12 protein-coding genes are annotated in these 15,632 nt (G+C 73.4%); 11 read left to right on the top strand and 1 reads right to left on the bottom strand.

The window, feature by feature from the left end; all coding sequences use genetic code 11:
- Window positions 1-4 precede the first annotated feature (4 nt).
- Window positions 5-3,358 (bottom strand): BTAD domain-containing putative transcriptional regulator, encoded by a 3,354-nt coding sequence (locus ACIHAA_RS04870; protein ID WP_399813135.1) that lies wholly within the window; start codon window positions 3,356-3,358, stop codon window positions 5-7.
- A gap of 269 nt (window positions 3,359-3,627) precedes the next feature.
- On the opposite strand from ACIHAA_RS04870, the gene ACIHAA_RS04865 reads away from it, so the two are divergent.
- The 11 genes from ACIHAA_RS04865 to ACIHAA_RS04815 all read left to right on the top strand — a co-directional run bounded on the left by ACIHAA_RS04865 (window position 3,628) and on the right by ACIHAA_RS04815 (window position 15,552).
- Entirely contained in the window at window positions 3,628-4,257 is a 630-nt protein-coding gene (locus tag ACIHAA_RS04865; protein ID WP_399813133.1) for a hemerythrin domain-containing protein, read from the top strand.
- Window positions 4,258-4,260: 3 nt separating this feature from the next.
- Window positions 4,261-5,196, top strand: coding sequence for a pyridoxamine 5'-phosphate oxidase family protein (locus ACIHAA_RS04860; RefSeq protein ID WP_399813131.1), 936 nt, complete (start codon window positions 4,261-4,263; stop codon window positions 5,194-5,196).
- Window positions 5,197-5,351: 155 nt separating this feature from the next.
- The gene (locus ACIHAA_RS04855; RefSeq protein WP_399813129.1) at window positions 5,352-6,092 is read left to right on the top strand and encodes a class I SAM-dependent DNA methyltransferase; all 741 of its coding nucleotides are present in this window, start codon (window positions 5,352-5,354) and stop codon (window positions 6,090-6,092) included.
- Window positions 6,093-6,309: 217 nt separating this feature from the next.
- Window positions 6,310-7,569, top strand: a complete 1,260-nt coding sequence (locus tag ACIHAA_RS04850) for an ATP-grasp domain-containing protein (RefSeq protein ID WP_399813127.1) — start codon at window positions 6,310-6,312, stop codon at window positions 7,567-7,569.
- Between the two features lie 15 nt (window positions 7,570-7,584).
- Entirely contained in the window at window positions 7,585-8,829 is a 1,245-nt protein-coding gene (locus ACIHAA_RS04845) for a lysine N(6)-hydroxylase/L-ornithine N(5)-oxygenase family protein (protein ID WP_399813124.1), read from the top strand.
- Window positions 8,826-9,176 (top strand): cupin domain-containing protein, encoded by a 351-nt coding sequence (locus tag ACIHAA_RS04840; protein ID WP_399813121.1) that lies wholly within the window; start codon window positions 8,826-8,828, stop codon window positions 9,174-9,176. Before ACIHAA_RS04845 ends, ACIHAA_RS04840 begins: the two co-directional genes overlap by 4 nt.
- Window positions 9,169-10,263 carry an NAD(P)/FAD-dependent oxidoreductase gene (locus tag ACIHAA_RS04835; protein ID WP_399813118.1) on the top strand — a complete coding sequence of 365 codons (1,095 nt, stop codon included), beginning with the start codon at window positions 9,169-9,171 and terminating at the stop codon, window positions 10,261-10,263. Before ACIHAA_RS04840 ends, ACIHAA_RS04835 begins: the two co-directional genes overlap by 8 nt.
- Entirely contained in the window at window positions 10,260-11,885 is a 1,626-nt protein-coding gene (locus tag ACIHAA_RS04830) for a class I tRNA ligase family protein (RefSeq protein ID WP_399813115.1), read from the top strand. The genes ACIHAA_RS04835 and ACIHAA_RS04830 overlap by 4 nt, the downstream gene beginning before the upstream one ends.
- Window positions 11,882-13,135: an acetyl-CoA carboxylase biotin carboxylase subunit family protein gene (locus tag ACIHAA_RS04825; RefSeq protein ID WP_399813112.1), complete on the top strand. Its 1,254-nt coding sequence runs from the start codon at window positions 11,882-11,884 to the stop codon at window positions 13,133-13,135. The genes ACIHAA_RS04830 and ACIHAA_RS04825 overlap by 4 nt, the downstream gene beginning before the upstream one ends.
- Window positions 13,128-14,423 carry an MFS transporter gene (locus ACIHAA_RS04820; RefSeq protein ID WP_399813110.1) on the top strand — a complete coding sequence of 432 codons (1,296 nt, stop codon included), beginning with the start codon at window positions 13,128-13,130 and terminating at the stop codon, window positions 14,421-14,423. The genes ACIHAA_RS04825 and ACIHAA_RS04820 overlap by 8 nt, the downstream gene beginning before the upstream one ends.
- A gap of 70 nt (window positions 14,424-14,493) precedes the next feature.
- Entirely contained in the window at window positions 14,494-15,552 is a 1,059-nt protein-coding gene (locus ACIHAA_RS04815) for a threonine aldolase family protein (RefSeq protein WP_399813108.1), read from the top strand.
- The last annotated feature ends 80 nt before the right edge of the window (window positions 15,553-15,632 follow it).

Below are 15,632 nucleotides of genomic sequence, written 5' to 3'. Positions count from 1 at the left end.
ACCGTTACGGTGCGAAAGTCCGCCGTCGCGCACGGGGCTCGGCGAGATCCGCCGCCGCCCGGCGGGCACGGTCGGCGAGGTGGGGCGATCCCCAGGCCAGCGCGGTGCGCTCGGCCAGGGCGTAGTTCTCGGCCGCGGCCCCTTCCTCACCGAGCAGCCGGTACAGATCGCCGAGGGCATGGGCGAGCGGACGGGTCGCATAGGCCGCGCCCGCCGCGCCGCCGAGCTGCTCCCGGAGGGGCTCAAGGCGCACGGCCAGGGCGGCCGCGGTGCCGGGATCGTTGTGGAGGACGGCGAGTTCGGCGCGGAAGTCGAGTTCCATCCCGTAGAGATGGTCCGTGACGGGTTCGGCAGGGCAGCACACCGCCCGTGCCTCGTCGAGTCTGCCGAGCCGGGCGAGGACGAGGGCGAGGGACATGCCGGCCGCCGGGCCGGCGGTCTCGTAGACCTCGCGCATCATCGGCTCGACCTCGGCGGTGCGGCCCTGGGCGAGCCGGATGGTGAACAGACCGAGTGTGCGCAGGCCCGCGGCCTTGCCCGCCCCGGCGCGCTGGAGCAGTCCCGCCGCCTCGGCGTATCCGGCCTCGGCCGCGTCGAAGCGTCCGGCGACGGTGTCCAGCATGGCCGAGGTCGCGGCGCCCAGGCCCTGTGCCCAGAGCATCCGGTACCGGCGGGCGAGCGCCAGTCCCTCGGCGGTGCGGCGGCGGACGCCCGCGGGGTCGTTGAGGGTGGCGGCGGTCATGGCGTCCAGGTGCTCGCAGACCCAGCGGTATGCGGGGAGGTCGTGCGCGCGGGCGAGCCGCCGGAGTTCGGCGACCATGGGGGTGCGGGAGGGTCCCTGCGCCTCGTGCGGCAGCAGTTTGGCGGACGTCATCAACGCGGCGGCCATCAGGCGCGGTTCGCCGTTGGCCCGGGCCAGCGCGAGCTGGGTACGAGCCGCCTCCAGGGCGCGCGGGGCGTCCTGTGCCGCCACGGCGTCGACGACCACTTGCAGCAGACGGGCGCGCGTGGGGTCGTCGAGGCCCGGATCGGCCACCAGCCGCTCCAGACGGGCCAGCGACGCCCGGTCGTGGAAGCCCTCCAGTCTGCTCCGCCAGGGGGAGGGCTCGGTCCAGGCGCCGTAGACCGTGGCGAGCAGGTCGCCCCGGTCGGCCTGCTCCGCCAGTTCGACCGCCCGGCGCCGGGTGTGCAGGGCGGCTTCCGTCGCACCGGCCCGCACCTGGGTGCCGAGCAGCCGCACCAGCAGGCCGACCATGCGGTCGGGCGCCTCCTCGGCCTCGCCCGCGGCGGCGGTGTGCACCTCGATGGCCTGCCGGATGAGCCCGATGGCGACGTCATGGGCGTAGCGCCGCTCGGCGACCTCGGCCGCGCGCACCGCGTAGTCGACGGCCAGCGGGGCGTGCTCCCTGCTGCCCGAGCGGGCGAAGTGGTGGGCCAGGGCGGCGAGGTCGTCCGGGTGATGGCGGCGCAGCACCTGCGCGACCCGGGCGTGCAGCCGGGCCCGCCGCACTCCGGGCAGATCGGTGTAGACGGTGTCGCGCACCAGTGCGTGCACAAAGCGGACCCGGCCGGGGCGGGGCTCGGTCAGCAGGTCCGCGGCCAGGGCGGCGTCGAGCCCCTCCAGCACCTCGTCCTCGGCCGCGTCGGACGTGTCGGTGAGCAGGGCCACTTCTGCCTCCAGGCCCATCACCGCGGTGAGCCGGACGGCGGAGCGGGCGGCGGCGGGCAGCAGCGCCAGCCGCCTGCGCAGGACATCGCGCACGCCCTGGGGGACCTCGGAGACCGCGACGAGGGCGCCCTCGCTGGCCAGCAGCCGCGCGCTCTCCAGGACGTAGAAGGGATTGCCGCCGGTGCGTTCGGCGAGCGCCGCCACGGTCGTCGCGTCCACCGCCGTTCCGCAGACGGCACCGACCACGGTGGCGACGTCATGGGGCGGCAGACCGCGCAGCGCGATCCGGTGCGGGGCGCCGGGCGCGAGGTTGGCGAGGGTCTTGCCCAGGTGCTCGCCCGCCTCGGCCGGACGGTAGCTGGCGACGGTCAGCAGCGGCACTCCGGTGACGGCTGCGGCCGCTTCGAGCAGGAGGAGCGTCTCGCCGTCGGCCCGGTGCAGGTCCTCCAGGAGCACGGCGAGCGGCTGTTCGGCGGCCACGGCCCGCAGCCAGGAGGCGAGCGCGCGGTGCATCCTGAAGCGGCCCGCGGTCGCCTCGTCCCGGGTCGTGGCGGCGGCGCTGCCCGATTCCCGCAGCAGCACCGCGAGTTCTCCGGGCCGCGCCGGGGGTGTGTCGTGGGCGAGCGCGCCCAGCGCCTCCACCCAGGCCCAGGCGGGCGGCGCACCCTCGTACTCGGGACAGCGCCCGATCACCACCCGCCATCCGCCGGACCGCAGCCGCTCGGTGAGCCGGGCGAGCAGCGCGGACTTCCCCGCACCGGGCTCCCCGGTGACGAGCACCAGCCCGCCCCCGTCCCGGGCGTCCCGGGCCGCGGTGTCCAGAGCGCACAGTTCGCCGCTCCGGCCGACGAAGAGAGCGGGCCGGGTCCGCGGCGGTTCGGCGGGGGCGGCGGCCGGTGCGGGCCGTGTGACCGGGGGCTCCGGCGCCCAGGCGCGCAGCAGGTCGAGTCGCTGGTTGAGCAGGGCGTGCTCCAGCTCCGCCAGCGCCGGGCCCGGGTCGCAGCCCAGTTCCTCACGCAGGGTCCGGGCGGCACGGCGCAGGGTGGACAGGGCGTCCGCCTGTCGTCCGCAGGCCCATTGGGCGAGGGCGAGCAGCCGCCAGCCCTCCTCCCGCAGGGGGTGCTCCCGGACCAGGACACCGGCGCCCGACGCGGCCTCGGGCGCGCGGGAGGTACGCAGATCGGCCGCCACGGCGAGTTCGGCGGCCTCGGCCCGCAGCCCGTTCAGCCGGGCCACTTCCGTCCCGGCCCACGCCTCGTGCGCATGCTCGGCGAAGGCGGGCCCCCGCCACCAGCCCAGGGCCTCGGCGAGCAGCGCCCGCGCCTCCTCGGCCGGGGCCTGCCGGGCCCGGCCCACCCAGATCTCGAAGCGCCAGGCGTCCACGGCGTCGTCGGGCAGCCGCAGGGCATAGCCGGGGGCCTCGGTGACCAGGACGCGTGCCGGGGTGCGGGGCGGTCGGTCCGGTTCCAGGGAGCGGCGCAGCTGGGAGACATAGGTGTGCAGGGACACCAGGGCCCTCGCCGGGGGCCGTCCCCGCCACAGGTCGTCGGCCAACCGGTCGACCGGGACGACACTGCCCCGGGCCGCCGTCAGCAGGGACAGGACGGCCCGCTGCCGTGGAGCACCGAGTTCGACCGGCTTCCCCCCGGCGTCGGCACCCAGGGAACCCAGGACTCGGATACGCAGCACATCGGGGGAATCTACCCGAGCCCTGTCCCGGGTCCGTCAACGGACGATGAACGCGGCATCCGGCGGCCCGCGCGAAGCGCACCAAGCCCACCAAGCGCACGCCAAGTGGACGGCAAGGGGATGACAAGCGGGCGCCCGAAGCCTAGGAGGCCGTTACCGAAAGCCGATCGTTGGAGCAAGCGAGCATGTCCCCCAGGAGCACGACGGATGACTCCCCCAGCAGCACGACGGATGACCTTCCCGTCGCCGAGCGTCCTTACACCCACGAGATGGTCGTGGTGCATCGGGTCTTCCGGCGCGAGTCGGCCCTGCTCCCCCGGCTGGTGCGTGCCGTGCCCGACGGCGGCACGCGACGGGCGGTGGAGGTAGGGGCCCATCTGGACGAGTACGTGACGGGGCTGCACCATCACCACACCCTTGAGGACGAGTTGATCTGGCCCCTGCTGCGGGCGCGCGCCACGGGTGAGGACCTGGTCGTCCGCATGGAGGAGCAGCACCAGCGCATCGACCGGAGCCTGACCGCGATCGCCGAGTGGGCGCCCGTGTGGGGGCGGGCCGCGGACCGTATCGCCGGGGAGGAACTGGCGCTGGCGCTGGACGAGCACCGTGCCGCGCTGCTCGAACACCTCGATGACGAGGAGCGGTTGATCCTTCCGCTGGTCGCCGAGCATCTGACCGTCGCCGAATGGGACCTGGTCGGGCGGCGCGGCCTGGAGCGGCTGCCCAAGAACAAGCTTCTGCTCGCGCTCGGCGCGCTCCTGGAGGAGGCGACGCCCGAGGAGCGCGCCTACTTCCTGGGCAAGGCCCCGCTGGTCGGCCGACTGCTGTGGAAGGCCGTCGGCCGGCGCCAGTACACGGCCGCCTGCCGCGCCCTGCGCGCACCGCTGGACGGGGAGTAGACCGTGACCGTACTCGACTCCGCTCCCCTCGATGTCCTGGACGCCTACCGGACCTGCGAGTTCGTCACCCTCGGCCGGGACGGCACCCCCTTGGCCTGGCCCACGGCGGTCCTCCGCCGCGAGGACGGGACGCTTCTGCTGAGCACCTCCCTGGCGTTCGCGCAGAAGGCGCTGAACATACGCCGGGACGGGCGGGTGGCCCTGCTCTTCTCCGATCCCACCGGCAGCGGCCTCGACCGCCCGCCGCACCTCCATGTCGTCGGCCGGGCCGCATGCCCCGACGAGATCATGACGGGCCCTCAGGGGGCCGAGGAATATTGGCGGATGCTCTTCGAACGGCAGCCGCACAGCCGCTCGTACCTCTCCCTGCCGTTGCGGCGGCTGATGGACTGGTACTACCTGCGGCTGCTGATCACCGTCACTCCCGAGCAGGTGACGGTGCGACCGCCGCTCGCGCCCTCTCCCCCGCCCGTTCCGGACGGCCCGGCCGCCCGGAGCGCGCTGCCGGGTGCCGGTCACCTCGCCCGGTTCCCGAGTGCGGTGCTGGCGGCCTGCGACAGCTCCGGGGCGCCCGTGCTGGCCCGGACCCGGCCGGTGCCGACGGACGGCGGCTACGCCGTGGAGGTGCCCGAGGACTGCGCGGTGGCGCCGGGCCCCGCCTCTTTGCTGGTGCACCGGCACGACGAGTTGATCAACCATATGCAGAACGCGCTCGTCCGCGGTGTGCTGCACCGGACCGGCGACGGCTGGCTGCTGGTGCCCGCCACCGTGGTGGAGCCGATGGGCTCCGGGCGCCCGAGCGATGCCGTACGGGTGCTGCGCCGCACCAGGCGCGCGACCGACCGCTATCTGGAGCGGCGCGGACTGCAACGGCCCCGGGTGCAGTGGGACGAGTTCCGGGCGCTGGCAGCGGCGGCCCGGCGGCGGAAGGCCTCCTGACCGGGCGCGCTCTCGGCCGGGCCGGGCGGGACCGCGGCCTGTGGGCCGCGGTCCACGGGCCCGGAACGGTGCTTCTCTCCCGGCCGTGACGCGCGCGACCCGAGGCGGGTAATTCCGTGGACAGTGTCCCGCCCGGTCCGGCAGAGTGACTGCTCGTGACCAGCAGTGAGCTGTGGACCCGGGCGACCGCCGACCGCTACGACGCCGAGGAGGGCGAGATGTCCTCGGCCGCCGTGCTGGGGCCGACGGTCGCCTTCCTGGCGGAACTCGCCGGAGAGGGGCGGGCGCTGGAGTTCGCGATCGGAACCGGTCGGGTGGGCATTCCCCTCCGGAACAGCGGCGTTGCGGTGGCCGGAATCGAACTGTCGGAGCACATGGCGGCGGTTCTGCGGCGCAAGGTCGACGAGGACACGCTCCCGGTCACTCTCGGGGACATGGCCACCACTGTCGTCCCGGGCGAATTCACCCTGGTCTATCTCGTCTACAACACCCTCTCGAATCTGCTGACCCAGGACGAACAGGTCGAGTGCTTCCGCAATGCCGCGCGCCATCTGGCGCCCGGTGGCCGTTTCGTCGTCGAACTGGGGGTGCCTCCGCTGCGGTTCCTGCCGCCCGGGCAGCAGGCGGTGCCGTTCGACGTCTCCGCGCGGCATGTCGGCTTCGACACCTTCGAACTGGTCGAGCAGATACTCGTCTCGCACCACCTGACGCGCGACGGCGACGACGGCCGCTACCGCCGCGACGCCTCCCGGCACCGGTACGCCTGGCCGGCGGAGCTCGATCTGATGGCCCGGATCGCGGGGCTCACACGGGAGCGGCGCGTTGCGGACTGGCACGGCACACCGTTCACCCAGGACTCCGCCCAGCACATCTCCGTCTGGCGCAAGCCCGCCTGACCACGTCCGCCGGGCCCGAGGAAATGATGACGACAAGACGGGCCAACAACGGAAGATCTCCTTCCGCTCCCCCGGTAGCCTGCAAATGTGGTGCGCAATACGGGTGTTCACCTTTCTTTTTTACGGTGAGGCATTGACGCACTGACCAGGTCATGGATACAAACGGTGCACCCCCACACCACCCCAGTCCCTTCATCCGTGACCCGGAGATGCCGTCTTGTCCTCAGCCTCCCTGCCGAACGCCCCTCGCGTCCTCGTGGTCGAACCGGCCTCCTCCGGCGGCGCCACCCTGATCGGTGTGGCCGCCGAGTCGGGGCTGCGTGTCGTGGTGGCCAGTGCGGACACCGGGGACCGCGCCCTCTCCGACGCCGTGCGCACCGCCGCGGAGCAGGTGCTGACCGTGGAGACCAACGACCAGGCGGCGCTGGAAGCGGCCGTACGGGAGGCGCACGAGCGGGAGCCGTTCGACGCCGTACTCGCCGGTTCGGACATCTATGTCGCGGTCACCGCCCGCGTCGCCCACTCCCTCGGCCTGCGCGGACTGCCGGTGGACACGGTCGAGCGCGTCCGCGACAAGAGCGTCATGCGGGCCGCCGTGGCCGCCGCCGGACTGCGCACCCCGCGCTTCGCCGAGGTCACCACCGAGGACGAACTCCGCGCCGCAGCCGGGCACATCGGCTTCCCGTGCGTGCTGAAGCCCGTCGCCTGCTCCGGCAGCATCCATGTCAGCCGTGCCGACACGCCGGACGAACTGCTCTCCGCCTTCCGCCGGTTGGTCACCGACCCGGTTCCCGACATGGGCAAGCTCCACGAGCACCGGGTCCTGGTCGAGGAGTACGTCGAGGGGCCCGAGTTCAGCGCCGACGGATACACGGCGGACGGCGTCACCACCGTGGTGGCCCTCACCCGCACCCTGCTCGGCCCGGAGCCCGGCTTCGTCGAGATGGGCCACCTCACCCCGGCCGACGTCGACGACACCGCCCTGAAGACGGTCGAGTCCTATGTGGCCGACGTGGTGGCCGCCGTGAACCTCACCTCGGGTCCCTTCCACTGCGAACTGCGGCTGGCCGCCGACGGGCCCGTCCTGATCGAGATCGGCGCCCGGCTGCCCGGCGACCGCATCGTGGAGCTGGTCCGTCTGGTGACCGGGGTGAGCCTGCCCAAGGTCGCGCTGGCCGACGCGCTCGCAGTGGACCCCGAGGGCATGGGCGCCTTCGCCGGGCCCGAGGCCGCCGCCGCGGGCATCCGGTTCTTCGCCGCCGAGAAACTCGCCTCCTTCCAGGGGCTGACCGGCTGGCAGCAGATCACCGAGCTGCCCGAAGTCACCGAGTCCGCACTCTACTTCGCGCCGGGCGACGAGATCCCGGCCGTCCAGGACTGCCGTTCCCGGCTCGGCCACGCCCTGTTCACGGCCGACTCCCCGGCGCAGGCGCTGTCCCGCTGGCGTCACCTCGGCGACTCCGTCAGACCGAACTGAGCCGCCGCCAAGACCATGAGCGAATCCAGAGACACACCCGTACTCGACTATGTCGCCGTGGGCGTCGGCCCGGCGAACATGAGCCTGGCCGCCCTGGCCCATCCGGTCGACGGCCTGCGTTCCCTGCACCTGGAGCGCCGGGAGACCTTCTCCTGGCATCCCGGTCTGCTGCTGCCCGAGGCCACCCTCCAGGTCTCCCCGCTGAAGGACCTGGTCACTCTCGTCGATCCCACCAGCCCCTTCTCCTTCCTGTCCTTCCTGGCCGCGCACCGCCGCCTCTACCGGTTCCTCGCCGCCCAGTTCCCCGCGGTCCTGCGCGCCGAGTTCAACCAGTACCTCCAGTGGGTCGCCGGACAGCTGCCCACGCTCGTCTTCGGTGCCGAGGTGCGCGAGGTCGACTTCCGGTCAGGCGCCTTCCGGATACGCACGGCCGACGGCGAGTCGGCCGCCCGGCACCTGGTGCTCGGCACCGGTCCGACCCCGAACGTCCCCGAGCGGTTCCGCGAACACCTCGGCAGGACGGTCTTCCACTCCGGCGACTTCCTGCCGCGGCTGCCCGATGTCACCGGTCTGCGGGTGGCGGTGGTCGGCGGCGGTCAGAGCGGCGCCGAGGTGGTGCGCCATCTCGCCGCCGCCCCGGCCGCGCCCGCCACGATCACCTGGATCAGCCGACGCCCGTCGTTCCAGCCGATCGACGACTCGCCCTTCGCCAACGACCTCTACACCCCCGACTACGTACGCCGCTTCCACGCGCTGCCCGCCGACCAGAAGGCCCGGCTGCTGGAACAGCAGACGCTCACCAGCGACGGCGTCGACCTGCCGATCCTGCGCGACATCCACCAGCTGAGCTACCGGGCGGACTTCCTCGACGGCACCCCCGGCCGGCTCCGCTTCGTGCCGGACACCGACGTCACCGCGCTCGACGGCGCGGACGGCGACTGGAAACTGTCCCTGGAGGGGCGCGGCGGTGACGTCCCGGCCGTGCTCGGCGCGGACGTCGTGGTGCTGTGCACCGGATACGGCTACCGGGTCCCGGACTTCATGGCCCCGCTGCTCCCCCGGCTGCACCGCTCCGGCCATCTCCTCGACGTCCAGGCGGACTTCTCCGTAGCCTGGGACGGCCCTGAGGGACATCGCATCTACCTCCAGAACGGCGCCCGCCACGCCTGGGGCGTCGCCGACCCCAATCTGAGCCTGCTCGCCTGGCGCAGTGCGGTCATCCTCAACAGCATCCTGGGCGAAACGAGGTACCCGGTATGACCACGGCTCCCACCGCACACATCCCCTTTCTCCCGGCCGAGGTCGAGGAGGACGGTGTCACGGTCGCGGACGCGGACCTGACCGGCTCCGTCGTGCCGCGGGCCCCGTTCAAGATGGCCAGGGTCACCGTGCCCGCCGGGGGAACCACCTCGCCCGATGTGCACGCGGTCCAGGAGATCTGGGTCGTGGAGGCGGGCTCCGGCACCCTGGTCGTGGAGGGCACCCGCACCGGGCTGTCCGCGGGATCGGTCGTCGGCTTCCCCTCGCACGCCGTGCACGAGGCCTTCGCCGACCAGGGCGAGGACCTCCACCTCCTCTCGCTGTGGTGGGACGCGCCCGATGCGTGAGATCTTCACGGCCGAGAGCCATGACCTGGCTGTCGTCGGCACCGGGGTGATCGGCGCCCTCACCGCCTACTACGCCTGCCGCCGCGAGCCCGGGCTGCGGATCCTGCTGGTGTCCCACGGTTCCCGCGGGCACGGCGCCACCGCTCTGTCGGCGGGGTTCGACACCCCGACCGGACGGGATGCGGCCCAGCGCGAACTGGCCCTGCGCAGCACCGCGTTGTTCGCGAAGCTGGCCGGGGAGCTGCCCGGGCTGCCGCGCCGGGACCTGCCGGTGCACTGGATCGTCGCCCGCAGCGGCGCGACCGCCCTCGACGCCACTCTCGCCGACGGCAGCCGCACCACGCCCGTGGACGCGGACCGGCACCAGGCGCTGAGCCGGGTCTTCCCCGGCCTGCGGGTCGGCGGCGACCAGGTCCTGCTGTCCACCGCCCCCATGGCGGTGGGCGGCCCCCGGGCCCTCGCCGATCTGCTCCTGGACCAGGTCCTCGACCGGCCCGGCAACACCCTCGCCGAGGGCTTCCGGGTCACCGGCATCCGCCGCGACGGCCGTCGGCTGGAACTTGTCGGCGCCGACGGCTCCGTCCTCACCGCGTTCCGGACCGTGGTCGCCCCCGGCCCCTGGGCGCTGGAGGGACCCGTCGCCGACGCGGCCCGGGCTCGCGGCGCCCGGGTGAAGAAGGTGGTGGCGTTCCACGTCCTCACTCCGCCCCCGCCCGGCGCCCCCGCCCTGGTGTTCGAGGACGAGGACGCGTTCCTGCTGCCGGACGAAGCGGGCGGCCGCTGGATCCTCAGCATCACCTCGCCCGACTGGGACCGGGGCCCCGACGGCCCGCTGGCCATCGGCCCGCACGACCGCGCCCTCGCCCTGGCCCTCCTCGACCGTCATGTGCCGGGATTCGTGCCCCACCTGACCGGGGGTCGGGTCTTCAGCGACTGCTTCACGCCCGGACATCTGCCCATCGTGGACACCACCGACGTGCCCGGGGTGGTCATGGCGATCGGCGGCTCGGGCTCCGGTTACCGGCTCGCCCCCGCTCTGGCCGAGCAAGCCCTCACCCTGCTGTACGGGAGAACGACCGCCCCATGAGCACCCTGCTGACGACCGGGACGCACACACCCCGGCACTATCTGCTCGTCCCGCCCGAGGCCACCCCCAACGGACCGCTCCATCTCGGCCATATCGGCGGCCCGTTCCTGTGGTCCGACATGATCGCCCGGCATCTGCGGGTCCGCGGCGACCTGCCGCTGGTGATCACCGGCAGTGATGTGTACGAGTCGTATGTCACCCTGCGCGCCCATGCGGAGGACTCCACACCGGCCGAGGTCGCCGCCCGCTACGGACGGCGCGTCCAGGACGACCTCGCGGCGATGGACATCGGCATCGACGCGTTCATCACCCCCGACCAGGAGCCGTGGAAGGCGCAGTTCGAGGCCGAGGTGACCGCCTGCATCGCCCGCCTGGACGAACGCGGCGCCGTGCTCACCCGCACCGAACGCGTCCCCCACTGCGCGGACTCCGGCCGCTGGGTCGTGGGCGGCTGGCTCCAGGGCCGCTGCCCCGAGTGCGGGGCCGGTGTGGCCAGTTACTTCTGCGAGGAGTGCAGCGCGCACTTCCTCCCGGAGGCCGTCCTCGATCCGCGTCCGCTGCTCGACGAGGGCCCGCTGACCTGGCGGGAGATCACCAGCCGCTTCCTCACGGTGCCCCCCGCCGACGTCCTGGACGGCGTGCTCGCCGAGCGGGGCATCGCCCGCCGCTACCGCGACACCGTGGCCCGTTTCCTGGACCGCGACGGCCTCACCATCCGGCTCACGGCCCCCCAGGAGTGGGGCGTGGCCCTGCCCGCACCCCAGCCCGGCGTGCCGCACGCCCTGTTCCCGTACGCGGGCATCCTGATGTTCGCCCGGCTGGCCGGGGCCGTGCACGGGCAGCTGTCCGGCACCGGCGTCAACGCCTTCGACCCGGACTCGGGCGTCACCACCATCACCACCCTGGGCATCGACAATGTCATCCCCACCCTGGTCGGCATCGTCGGCACCAGCCTGCTGCACGGAGGCATGAAGCCCTACGACCGCTGCCTGATCAACCACTTCTACCAGCTGGCCGGGCGGAAGTTCTCCACCAGTGCCCGGCACGCGATCTGGGCCGCGGAGGTGGCCGCCGCTCCCGCCCTGGACGTCGACGCCGTCCGCTACCACCTGGCCCGGGCGGACCTGGAGGCCGGTCCGGCCAGTTTCGAGCCGGGGGATTTCCTGGCCACCGCCCGCACCATGCTCGCCAACGACCTCGGCAAGCGGATCGCGGACGCCTGCCGGACCCTGCCGTCCGCCGCTCCCGCGGCGCCGTCATCCACCCTGACGGCCCGTCTGGAGGGGCTCCTGGCAGAGCAGTCCGCCGCTCTCGACGGCACCCGGATCTCCACCCGCCGCGCCGTGGACGCCTTCGACGCCTGGGCCTCCGACACCGCCGCCGCCGAGGCGGGCGCCCACTGGTGGCTGAAGGGCCTCGCCCTCCTCGGCTTCCCCGTGATGCCCGGCTTGGCCGAGCGGATCTGGCGGCTGCTGGGCGGTACCGGCGAGCCGCGCGCCCACGACTTCCTCACCGCCACCGTGCCCGTACCCGGCGCCGGGGTTCCGACCCTGTCCCGGCCCGCGGCGGCCGACCTCGCCGCCTGTCTGCCCCCCACCCTGCGCCCGGAGAGCCGCACGTGACCGACGCCCCCCTGTATGTCGTCCTCAACCGCTCCGGGGACGAGTTCGGCGAGTACCACCGCTTCCTCGACGGCGCGCCCGCCCGGCTGGTCCATCTGACCACGCCCGGCGGGCTGCCCGCGCTCGACCGGGACGGTGCCACCGAACTGCACGTCCTGGACAGCCTCGCCCACGACGACGTCCTGCCGCTGGTCCGGGCCGTCGCGGAGCGGCACGGGCGGCCCGCCGCGGTCTTCGGGCAGTCCGAGTACGACATCCTCACCGCGGCCCGGCTCTCCGCTGCTCTCGGTGTCACCGGCGGCTACGACCTGGAGCTGGTGCGCAGGTTCAAGGACAAACCGGCCATGAAGCAGGCCGTCGCCGAAGCGGGCGTCCGGGTGCCCCGGTTCCGCCGGCTGGACGACGCGCCCGACGCCGCCACTGTCCTCGCCGACCTCGGTGAGGTGTTCCCGCTGGTGCTCAAGCCCCGCTCGGCGGCCGGTTCGCAGGGCGTCCGGGTGGTCCGCAGCCGGGCGGAGCTGGCGGCGTCCCTCGACGAACTGGACCCGGCCGTCTACCAGTGCGAGGAGTATGTCGACGGTGACATCCTGCATGTGGACGGCGTCCACCGGGCAGGCACCCGCCACTTCGTCACCGCCTCCCAGTACGTCCACACCTGCCTGGACTACACCCGCGGAGTGCCGCTCGGCTCGGTCCTGCTGGACCACGGCCCGGAACTCGACCGGGTCACCGCCTTCGCGGACGACTGCCTGCGGGCCCTCGGTCTGACCGACGGAGCCTTCCATCTGGAGGTCATCCGGCGCCCCGACGGCGAACTCGTCTTCCTGGAGGTCGGGTTGCGGCCGGGTGGCGCCCAAGTGCCCTTCCTGCACGCCGATCTGTACGGCATCGATCTGTTCGCCGAGGCCTTCCGTGCCGCCATCGGCCTGCCCCCGCTGTGGCACGGCACCCGCGGTCCCGGCTCCGGCGGCTGGCTGATCTACCCGGCACCCGGCCGGATCCCGGCCCGGATCAGCGACCGTACCGGGCCGCCCGTCGGGGTCGCCGAGCTGTACCACCACGAACTCCCACCCGTGGGAACGGTGTTCACCACACCCGGCAGCTACGACGAGGGAACCGGCATCTTCCGCTTCCGCGGCGCCGACGCCGCATCGGTCCGCCGGGCCGTGCACACGGTGCTCGGGGAGTACCGGGTGCGGACGGAGCCGCATGGCCACCCGGCGGCCGCGCCCGGGCGGCACGATGGCTGACCCGAACCCCCCGGGTGTGCTGCGCGGCTGGGTCCGGCAGACGGTACCGGCGCCGGGAGCCGCGCGCAGGCTCGGGCTGCTCACCCTCATCCAGTCCCTCGGCCTCGGGGTGTTCATCACCGCCAGCGCCGTGTTCTTCACCCGCACGATGGGCATCCCAGCGCAGCGCGTCGGCCTCGCCCTGTCCGTCGCCGGGCTGTGCGGTCTGCTGTGCACCGTGCCGATCGGGCGACTGGCCGACCGCTTCGGCCCACGCCCCGTCCTGATCGCCAACTTCCTGCTGGCCTCGGGCTGTTTCGTGGCCTACTGCCTGGTCGACGGGTTCGCCGAGTTCCTGGTCCTGGCCTCGTGCGTCGCCGTGCTGGAGACATCGGCGGGAGGCCTCCAGGCCTCGCTGACCCACGCCCTGATGGGCGGGGACGAACGGGTGCGGGTCAGCGCGCAGATGCGCAGCCTGTTCAACCTGGGATTCCTCGGCGGCGCCACGCTGGCCGGGGTCGCGCTCTCGGTGGGCACCCCGGCCGCGCTCTACGGCACCGTGCTCACCAACGCGGCGCTCCAACTGGTCTCGGTCGCCGTTCTGTGGCCGATGCGGGCCGCCCGGACGGCGGACCGGTCCGAGCCGGCCGACGAGGCTCCGGCCGACGGCGCACCGCGCCTGTCCCGCAACTCGGCGCTGCGGGACGTCCGTTATGTCGCCGTGGCCCTCGTGTGCGGTGCGCTGGAGCTGTACCAGCCGCTGCTCACCGTCGGCCTGCCGCTGTGGATCGTCACCACCACCGACGCGCCCACCCCGATGGTGTCCGGCATTCTCATCCTGGACACGGTCCTGGTCCTGCTCTTCCAGGTCGCCGTCAGCCGGGGTGCCGAGACTCCCGCCGCGGCCGCCCGGACGCTGCGCCGGGCCGGTCTCTGGCTCGCCCTCGCCTGCCTGGTGTTCCCGCTGGGCGCGGGCCGCGGTGCCCTGCTGGACTCGGCCGTGCTGCTGGGCGGCGCGGCGGCCCTGATCCTGGGCGAGCTGTACCAGGCGGCCGCCGGGTGGGGGCTGGCCTTCGGCCTGGCCCCGGCCGACCGCCAGGGCGAGTACCAGGCGGTGTTCTCCCTCGGGCGCGGCTTCCAGCAGTTCGCCGGTCCCTGGCTGATGACCTCGCTGGTGGTGACGGGCTCGCACGGGACCGGCTGGCTGGTCCTGGCCGCCCTGTTCGCCGTGCTGGGCCTGCTCGCCCCACCGCTGGTCCGCGCGCACGGACGGTCCGGCGACCGGCGCGCCCCGGTGGCCACACCCTGACCCTGCCGCTCTCCCGGGCCGGTACGCTCCACCGGTCCACCGCACCACACGTTGGGAATGAACCAGCATCATGACCGTGACACGACGGCACGACCCCGAGGCCCGAGGCTTCGCCAGCGACAACTACGCGGGCGTGCATCCCGAGATACTCGAGGCCATCGCCACGGCCAACGGCGGCCACCAGACCAGCTACGGCGACGACCTCTACACCGAGCGTCTCCAGGAGGTCTTCCGGGCGCACTTCGGCCCCACAGCCCAGACCTACCCCGTGGTCAACGGCACCGGCGCGAACGTCGTCGCCCTCCAGGCCATGACGCGCCGCTGGGACGCGGTGGTCTGCGCGGAGTCGGCGCACATCAACGTGGACGAGTGCGGGGCGCCGGAGAAGGTCGCCGGAATCAAGCTGCTCACCGTGCCGACCTGGGACGGCAAGCTCACCCCCGAGCTGGTCGACCGGCAGGCGTGGGGCTTCGACGACGAGCACCGGGCACACCCCCGGGTCCTTTCGATCACCCAGTCCACCGAGGTGGGCACCTGTTACACCCCCGAGGAGATCCGCGCCCTGTGCGACCACGCCCACGGGCTGGGCCTGCTGGTGCACCTCGACGGGGCCCGGCTGGCCAACGCGGCCGCCACCCTCGGCGTACCGCTGTCGGCCATGACCACCGAGGCGGGCGTCGATGTGCTGTCCCTCGGCGGCACCAAGAACGGCATGCTGTTCGGGGAGGCGGTCGTCGTCCTCAACCCGGAGTCGGTGCGGGGCATGCCCCACATCCGCAAGTCGAGCATGCAGCTGATCTCGAAGATGCGCTTTCTGTCGGTCCAGTTCGAGGCGCTGTTCGGCGGCGATCTCTGGCTGCGCTCGGCCGCCCACGCCAACGCGATGACCCAGCGGCTGTACACGGCGGTGCGCGATCTGCCCGGGCTCTCGATCCCGCGTCCGGTGCAGGCCAACCAGATCTTCGCGGTGCTCCCCGCGCCGGTGACCGAGCGCCTGCAGAAACGCTTCCGCTTCTATGTGTGGGACGAGCAGTCCGGCGAGGTGCGGTGGATGACGTCCTACGACACCACCGAGGAGGACGTGGACACGTTCGCCGCCGCCGTCGCGGAGGAACTGGCCGCGGGCTGACCGGCCCGGCGGCGACCGCGCCCGCAGGGGCCACGGGGCCTGTCGTGCGCCGCGCACGACAGGCCCCGTCACCTCCGGAG

The organism is Streptomyces sp. NPDC052040, assembly GCF_044548405.1.
In the GTDB taxonomy this organism is placed as follows: domain Bacteria; phylum Actinomycetota; class Actinomycetes; order Streptomycetales; family Streptomycetaceae; genus Streptomyces.
The sequence above is the reverse complement of the archived record's forward strand: the minus strand, read 5'-3'. Positions and strand labels throughout refer to the sequence as shown.

Excerpts from the sequence above, each read along its gene's own strand:
- ACIHAA_RS04865 (WP_399813133.1), top strand. The coding sequence starts at position 3,628 with ATGGTCGTGGTGCATCGGGTCTTCCGGCGCGAGTCGGCCCTGCTCCCC.
- ACIHAA_RS04845 (WP_399813124.1), top strand. The coding sequence starts at position 7,585 with ATGAGCGAATCCAGAGACACACCCGTACTCGACTATGTCGCCGTGGGC.
- ACIHAA_RS04840 (WP_399813121.1), top strand. The coding sequence starts at position 8,826 with ATGACCACGGCTCCCACCGCACACATCCCCTTTCTCCCGGCCGAGGTC.
- ACIHAA_RS04835 (WP_399813118.1), top strand. The coding sequence starts at position 9,169 with ATGCGTGAGATCTTCACGGCCGAGAGCCATGACCTGGCTGTCGTCGGC.
- ACIHAA_RS04830 (WP_399813115.1), top strand. The coding sequence starts at position 10,260 with ATGAGCACCCTGCTGACGACCGGGACGCACACACCCCGGCACTATCTG.
- ACIHAA_RS04820 (WP_399813110.1), top strand. The coding sequence starts at position 13,128 with ATGGCTGACCCGAACCCCCCGGGTGTGCTGCGCGGCTGGGTCCGGCAG.
- ACIHAA_RS04815 (WP_399813108.1), top strand. The coding sequence starts at position 14,494 with ATGACCGTGACACGACGGCACGACCCCGAGGCCCGAGGCTTCGCCAGC.